The following is a 7,372-nucleotide window of genomic DNA, read 5'->3' on the forward strand; positions in this document are numbered from 1 at the left end:
ATCGATTGATACACTCCTTCGAAAAACCAGGCGAAGTAGGCCGTGCCCATGCGGAGGCAATATTCCAGGCTGAAGCCGGGACGGGTCTCGGCGCGCCCCTCTTCGAGCATCTTTCTCAACACCATCCAGTCGAGACCGGCGTGCGCCATCACGCCGTCGTGCTCTTCGAGGTCCGCCTGAGCGTGGACGCGGAAGTAAACGATCTTCTCCTCGGGAATCTTGTAGGCGTTTCTCAGCGCGCCGCCGAAAAACTTGGCCCAATGGCCGACCGCTTCCTCGACGCAGAACGAAGCCCACCATTCGGCCATGGTGCCTTCGTAGAGGACGCCGCGATAGTATTCCAGAAACGCGCGGCACTCGGGGAGCATCTCGTACTCGATCATCTCGTCGTCTTTGAGACCGAAGTTTCGCCCCTGCTCCAGCACGATCAGGATGTGCCCCGGCGGCTTCGGGTGAATCATCTCGTCGGCGACGTGGTTGGCGAAATGCTTTTGCAATTCGGGGTGGCGCTTGAAGAACGGCAGGTGGCGCTGATAGGCGACGCCGTGAAAATTATTGATCTCGGCGACAAAGCCGTACCAGTTCTGCCAAAAGACCTTGATCGCCTCCATGGGCAACGTTCCCTTGGCCAATTCCGTGTGAAACCGGCCTTTGAAAAGCCAGCGGTCCGCGAGCCCGAGGAGATATTCTTTTAAATCCGCGACGACCTTTTCGGCCTCCTGCGGCGATAATTTTTTGCCAAAGTAGTCTTTTTTATTGTTGGCAGTCATGTTTTCCTCCTTCACATACGCGAGAAACATACGATAATTTGTAGGGGCGACCCTGCGTGGTCGCCCAAAAAAGGGCAGGCACATAGGCCTGCCCCTACATGCCTTTCGTTTGCTTACTGCGACAACGCTCCCGGGTTCAAAATATTATTCGGGTCTACCATCTGCTTGATCTCTTTCACAATATCGTAGAGATTCTTCAACCGCTCATACGGATACGGTCCCTTGGTGCTGAGCGTCGGCGCGGTCCAGACGACGCCTCTCTTGTTGCTGAACTCCATCACCTTGCCCATCCACTTCCTGAGTTTTCCTACGTCCTCGTCGTCGTAGGGATTATAAAAAACGAAGTACTCTTCTTTCATTGCCAGATCGCGGGTGACGTAGCTGTCGTGCTGCGGCGAGTGATCGGCGTCCCACAAGCCGCACTCGCGCTTCGCTTCCTCGTCGAGGTCGTACATCTCTTTCAAAAACGTGATCGGATACATCTTCGACGTGACCGCGAACATCCCGGTGTGGCGCACCACCGAGCCGCACCATCCGTCCGGCCCCATAATGTGCCAGTCCGGCCAGCCGTGGAGACCGTACTCCTGCGCTTTCACGCCCATCGACTTCTCCGCGATCTCCCGCACCTCGACGCCGCCCTGCTCTTGGTAGATTTTTTTCATCCGCTTCTCTTTGTAAGCCAGCTCTTCGGCGTCGCGCGCGAACAGCATCGTCTTCAAAAAAAACCAGGCGTCGTCGGGAATCTTCGACTTATCGACCAGCCCGTCCTCCATCGGCCAATGGTACTGCCAGCGATCGACGAAGTGAATGTCGTAGACGACTTCGCCTTTGACGAGGCCGAGCATCGCCTCCTGGACTTTGTCGAGCTCTCCGCGGCGGAAAGTGTAACAGTAGTCGTGGAGCCATTCGCGCCGGCCTTCGATCGCTCTCAGGCAGACTTTGGCGATCATGCCAAGCGAGCCGGCCGAGAGAGTGAACAGCCCGAGAAGATCGGGAAGATGAATCCATTTTTGAAACGGGCCGAATTCGGTGCCCTGGTTGGCGAGCGCGCCAAGGCGCACGGTCTCGCCGGTGGCGAGCACAACCTCGAGGCCGAGAACCATATCGGCGATCCAGCCGTAGCGCGTCATGCCGTAGCCGATGCCGCCCTTGTTGACCATCGCGCCGATCACGACGGCCGGGCCGTAGGTGCCGAAGTTAGGCAGCATCAGTCCGTGCTGCCGGAGCGCGTGATGTATCGCGTACACGCTCGCGCCGCCTTCGGCGATGACGTATTGCAGCGTGGGATTCACCTCGAGAACTTTGTCCATGCCCAGCATGTCCAAAAGGATGCCGCCTTTAAGCGGCGAGCTGATGCCCATGCCGACGCCGCCTTTGGCGACGATCGGGATTTTATTTTCATTGGCGAAGCTCAGGAGGTTGGCAAGCGGATGGTGCCCGGCGGCGTCGGATTCAATCCGGACGATGACGTCCGGCAGCGCCTTGTACGCGCCGTAGGCGAGCGAGTGCTGGTAGTTGATCTTGTCGATCGGATTGGTGGAAACGAAGCGGGCGCCGACGATCTCTTTAAGCTTTTCTACGATCTGATCCAGATTCAGCATAAGAAGCTCTCAGCGTTCAGCAGTCAGCTTCGGCCAAAAGAATTAAAGGCTGAGAGCTGATCGCTGAAAGCTGACTGGTTTCATAGTTGCAGGTGGCTTCCCCCGGTGACCAGGATGTTGCTGCCGGTGAGCATATCGCTTTCGTCGCCGGCGAGAAAGGCGATGGTTCCGGCCACGTCCTCGGGATAGAGGTGTTTTTGCAGCGGTCGGCTCTTGCGCACCCTCTCTTTATATTCCTCGGACATGATGGTCGAGGCGTCCGTCAACGTGAACGCGGGCGTGACGATGTTGACCGCGATGCCCGACGGGCCGAGCTCGATGGCGAGCGTGTTCGCCATCGATTCCAGCGCGGCCTTGGCCGCCGCGTAAGCGCCCAGGCGCGGCAGCGGCTGTTGCGCCAGCCGGGTGCTGACGACGATGATCTTGCCTTTTTTCTTCTCGATCATGCCGGGAACGAAGGCCTGCACGCAGTTGTGCAGCGCGGCCAGCTCCTTGCTCGTCGCTTCTTCGAGATGCTTCCACGGGAGCTGGTGCAGCGGCGCGACCTCGAAAGGAAAGAAAGCGTTGTTGACCAGAATATCGACCGCGCCGAAATTTTCCCTGACCGCCTGCGCCATTCTGTCGACCTGGCCTCGGTCGATGACGTCGGCCTGCCAGATCATGCCGCTGGCGCCCTCTTGCTCGACGTGCTTGAGAATTTCCGCAGCCTGGTCGCGGCTCTTGAGGTAGTTGACGACGACGGACGCGCCGGACTCGGCCAGGCGCTTGGCCGCGGCTGCGCCGATGCCCCGGCTCGCCCCCGTGATTAGAACTACTTTGCCGTTGAGGGGCTTGCCTTGCGCCATGATCTCTGGACGAGTTTAGATGGCAACGGCGTCTTCGGCGGCGCCCTTTTCGTACTTGGCGGCGTTCTCCTTGAACGAGAGGAATTTCTGGCGCACGAAGGGAGAGCTGTAGCCGTTTAAGATCCGCTCGATTCTTCCGGGCCTGCTATAGAACGACTGGAAGGCCCAGCCGGTCAGCTCGCCGAGCTTTTGCCGCGTCAGATGTTTGGTCGGCATGACGCAGTGCTCGAGGTCGTAGAGGCTCAGGTCTTCGATCTCGATCAGCCCGTCCTTGGTGGCCCGCTTCCAGATGGGCGAGCCGGGAATCGGATTCAGAAGCTGGATCATGACGATGTCCGGGTCGATCTCGTCGACGGCGCGCGCGCGTTGGCGGATTCGCGCTTCGTCGTCTTCCCAGAAGCCGTTGAGGTAAGTCGCGACCGTGGAGACGTCGTTCTGGCGCAAGTAGCCAATGATGTCTTTAAGCTCCTTGACGCCGACCTTCATTGGACCCTTGTGAGCTTCGGCAATCTCCTCGTCGGTGCCGCCGTCGATGCCGATCAGCACCTGATACATTCCCATTTTGCGCAGCCGCGGTATGAGGTCCGAATCGCGGATGAAGTTCTGCGCGCGGCCGAGGCAGAACCAGCTCACGTCCAGTTTCTTCTTTTCTAGCTCCTCCACCAGATCGACCATTTTTTGCCGGTCGGAATTGAAGTCGTCGTCCATAAACGTCAGCGCTTTGATGCCGTGCTTCTTGTTGAGCAATTCCATCTCTTCGGCGACTTTCTTGCCGCCGCGGGTGCGGTGCGAGCTGAAATCGCGCGGGTTGCGCGGATCAACCAGCCACCACTCATAACAGAAATGGCACGCGCCCTCGCAGCCGCGCGAGGTGACGGCCTCGTTATAGTTGGGAAGAACGGAATAGCCGTAATACTTATCCATGGGGAAGAGGTCGTAGGCCGGCATCGGCAGCTCGTCGAGGTTCATGATGAGGTTGTTCCTTCTCGGATTGAGCTTGACCTCGCCGTTACGATAGCAAAGCCCCTTGATATCGCCGAGCTTGGGTGAAGGTTGTTTCAGTTCCTCCAACAGCTCGTGCATTGTGTGCTCGCAGTCGCCGAAGACGCTGACGAGCGTGTAATCGAGCTGGGGGTTCTCCCTCATGATCTTTTCCGGCACCGCCGTGTACATGAGGCCGCCGGCCACCGTGATGGTCTTCGGGAGGGCATCTTTGATGAGCTTCATCGCCCCATGAAAGCGGTTGAGCTGAGCCGCTCCGCCCGCCGCCGCGATCAAGCCGCCGAAGAAGACAACATCGGGTTTTCTTCTTTTAACTTCCTCAAGCATCTGCTCGTCATTCAGTGCCAAGGCGCGGCAATCGAGGACTTCCACCTCGGCGCTCTTCTTCTCGCGAATGAAAGCCGCGAGTTGCGCGTGAAGCGGATTGCTGGCCAGATGCCGATCCCCCCAGGGGGCCCAATTGCCCATCGGCGGCGTCAGAAAGAGAAGCTTCATATGTTCTCCCCCGTTAATGATATGTTTCAATTAAAATATTTAATGCTTTAACGATTGTCAAGCTATCTCAGAGATGAGGTTGACACAACCTTCCGGCTGCGGGAAAACTTGCCAATGGATTCTGCGCTGAAATCTCTCTCGCCGGTCGTCCCGGTATTTCTTCTGATTGCGATCGGATACTTCTTCGCGCGCTACAAAAAGATCAGCCTCGAGCCGATCACCGAGATCATCGTCTATCTCGGCGCCCCCTGTCTGGTTTTCACCTCGCTTGCCAGCAAGCCGCTGTTCGCTGCCGACATCGCCGTCAACTTCGCGGGCCTTTTCGGGATATTCGCGGGCGTGGGATTGCTGGTTTGGGTTTATGCGCTGTTGACGCGATTCAACTCGCCGGGATTCACTCTCCCCGTGCTTTTCATGAACGCCGGCAACATGGGCATCTCGCTGGCGCTGTTCGCCTTCGGCGAGCCGGGTCTGCAGCGAGGAACGCTTCTTTACGTGATGATCGCGTTGGTCCACAACTCGCTTGGCATTTATCTTCTTAGCGGCAGCAGCGGCGCCGGAGAGATCTTCCGGCTGCCGCTCATCTACGCGGCTGTTTTGGGGCTGCTTTTTAACGTCGCTCAGATCCGGATTCCCGAGCCGATCTTTCAGCCGCTCTCGCTTCTGGGATATTCGGTCATCCCGCTGATGCTGTTGAGCCTGGGTTACCGTCTCTACAGCATCCGCTCGCTTACGTGGGGCCACTCGATCGCCGGCGCGCTGATGCGGGTCGCCGGCGGCTTCGCCGCGGCGTACGCGACCGTGACGCTGCTCGGCATCGACGGCATCAACCGCCAGGTGATCTTGCTTTACGGCGCGCTCCCTTCCGCGGTGATCAATTTCGTTCTGGTGGAGAAATACAGCCGCGACTCGGAGCTGGCGGCGTCGATCATTTTTTTCTCTACAGCGTTGTCGCTCCTCACCGTGCCGTTGGTTCTTTGGCTCATTATGATCTGAGCGGCGAAAAATGCTTGACAAGTTGTCCCGCGGGATATAATTCTCATTTTGCTCTAAGGCTCCAGGGAAGTCCGGTGCGAATCCGGCGCGGTCCCGCCACTGTGATGGCGACGAAAGCCGCAAGTTAAGCCACTGTCGGTTCGCAAGGATGAAGGCGGAGGGCGGAAGGATGAAGTAAAATTCATCCCTCATCCTTCCTACTTCAGCCTTGTACTGATGGGAAGGCGCGGCGAGTAGGGAAGCCTGATCAAAAAGGTTCCAGGTACGAGGCGCGCGAAGACCGACGAGCGAAGGCGTACGTAGTTAGTACGTTGAGCGAAGTCGATCGAGCGCAACGAAGTAGATGGGCCTTTTTCAGCAGGCGATTAAAGCCTAAGCCAGGAGACCTGCCTCAGAGCCATTTACAACCGGCCTCTCCGAAAGAGAGAGAAAGGTTCCATCGTTTCTCCTTCCTCCTCTATTCGCGCGCGAGGCCGTCGTGGTCGCAGATCATGAAGATGGCTTCGTTTCTTTTCGTTTCGATGGCGTTGCACGCCGTGGCGCTGGCCTGTCCAGCGCTACTTCTGGAATTGAGAACCGCGAGTCCGGTCACTGTGACCGTGATCGATGCGGAAGAAGGGAGCGACGGTGGGACGAAGGGAGAAGGAGCTAAGCCGGAAAGAAAACCTGCGCTTTCGGCGCGGAGATCCATGTCGTTAGAGCGACAGCAGCCGCACGCGGCCGAGCCGGAACAGGTTGCTGAATCGCCGAAGGCGATATCCACGCCGGTTATCATTGCAGAAGCGAGCGTCGCCATTGGCATCTCAGCCTATCAAAATGAGTCCGACCCGGTGGAAGGCTTCGCACTGTCGAGTGGCATTGGCTCGAGTGGTAGCGGAATAAATGAATCGCAGGGAACCGGAAACGGTAGCGGTGGAGCCGGCACCGGCGTCGGCGATGGACTTGGAAGTGGAAACGGCTGGATGCCGTCCGTGCAGGTGACCCGCGCTTACAGTCCGGATCCGCTGTACCCACATGTCGCGCGTGAGAAAGGATGGGAAGGCACGGTTACGATTAAGGTTCTGGTGGACGAGCAAGGCAAACCGAAATTCGTCGAGGTCCATCAAAGCTCCGGTTTTTCCGTCTTGGACGAGGCCGCGCTGGAGACGGTAAAGAGACGCTGGCGTTTCCATCCGGCCCGCCATGGCGAAAAACCGGTAGAGCGTTGGGTTGAGTTCCCCGTAGTCTTTAGCTTGGCGAATCTCAAACGCCGATAGTTCAAGGCAATTTAAAAGGAGGCAGGCAGAGACAATCTTATCAACCGCAGACGGATGCAAGGGAAAGGGGTGACTCCGAAAGGATGAAGGCGGAGGGCGGAAGGATGAAATTTCATCCTTCATCCCTCATCCTTGTCGGGGAAATCCCCTGCTGCCCCGCAACTGTGATGGTGGAATTTCTCGTCGGAGCGAAAAGCTCGACCACTGTCAGCTTAGCTTAATGGCTGATGGGAAGGTGGCGAGAATCGACAGTAAATAAAACTGTCAGCGCCTAAGCCAGGAGACCGATCCGTTCTGCCCAAAATGGCCCTCACCTTTAATCCTCTCCCTCAGGGAGAGGGAAGGGTGAGGGCATCCCCTTTCGCGGGAGAAGGAGGGCGTCATGTTTTTTTGGGTTCTTTTACTTT

At 57.8% G+C, this 7,372-nt stretch carries 6 protein-coding genes and 2 riboswitches; of the genes, 2 read left to right on the forward strand and 4 right to left on the reverse strand.

The window, feature by feature from the left end; translation table 11 throughout:
* From VGL70_05025 to VGL70_05040, 4 genes are all read right to left on the reverse strand, one after another.
* On the reverse strand, window positions 1-770 hold a 770-nt coding region (locus VGL70_05025), incomplete at its 3' end, for a hypothetical protein (protein HEY3302883.1).
* A gap of 113 nt (window positions 771-883) precedes the next feature.
* Window positions 884-2,371 (reverse strand): FAD-binding oxidoreductase, encoded by a 1,488-nt coding sequence (locus tag VGL70_05030; GenBank protein HEY3302884.1) that lies wholly within the window; start codon window positions 2,369-2,371, stop codon window positions 884-886.
* Between the two features lie 80 nt (window positions 2,372-2,451).
* Complete coding sequence (locus VGL70_05035) at window positions 2,452-3,216, reverse strand: SDR family oxidoreductase (GenBank protein ID HEY3302885.1); 765 nt, start codon at window positions 3,214-3,216, stop codon at window positions 2,452-2,454.
* A gap of 15 nt (window positions 3,217-3,231) precedes the next feature.
* Window positions 3,232-4,713: a radical SAM protein gene (locus tag VGL70_05040; protein HEY3302886.1), complete on the reverse strand. Its 1,482-nt coding sequence runs from the start codon at window positions 4,711-4,713 to the stop codon at window positions 3,232-3,234.
* A 114-nt stretch (window positions 4,714-4,827) separates the two neighbouring features.
* Between VGL70_05040 and VGL70_05045 the strand changes: the two genes are divergently transcribed.
* Window positions 4,828-5,709, forward strand: a complete 882-nt coding sequence (locus tag VGL70_05045; protein HEY3302887.1) for an AEC family transporter — start codon at window positions 4,828-4,830, stop codon at window positions 5,707-5,709.
* Window positions 5,710-5,748: 39 nt separating this feature from the next.
* Window positions 5,749-6,118, forward strand: a riboswitch (cobalamin riboswitch).
* An 82-nt stretch (window positions 6,119-6,200) separates the two neighbouring features.
* On the forward strand, window positions 6,201-6,965 hold the full coding sequence (locus VGL70_05050; protein HEY3302888.1) for an energy transducer TonB: 765 nt from the start codon (window positions 6,201-6,203) through the stop codon (window positions 6,963-6,965).
* Between the two features lie 35 nt (window positions 6,966-7,000).
* Window positions 7,001-7,273: riboswitch (cobalamin riboswitch) on the forward strand.
* Window positions 7,274-7,372: the final 99 nt, after the last annotated feature.

The organism is Candidatus Binatia bacterium (genome assembly GCA_036504975.1).
Taxonomy (GTDB): domain Bacteria; phylum Desulfobacterota; class Binatia; order UBA9968; family UBA9968; genus JAJPJQ01.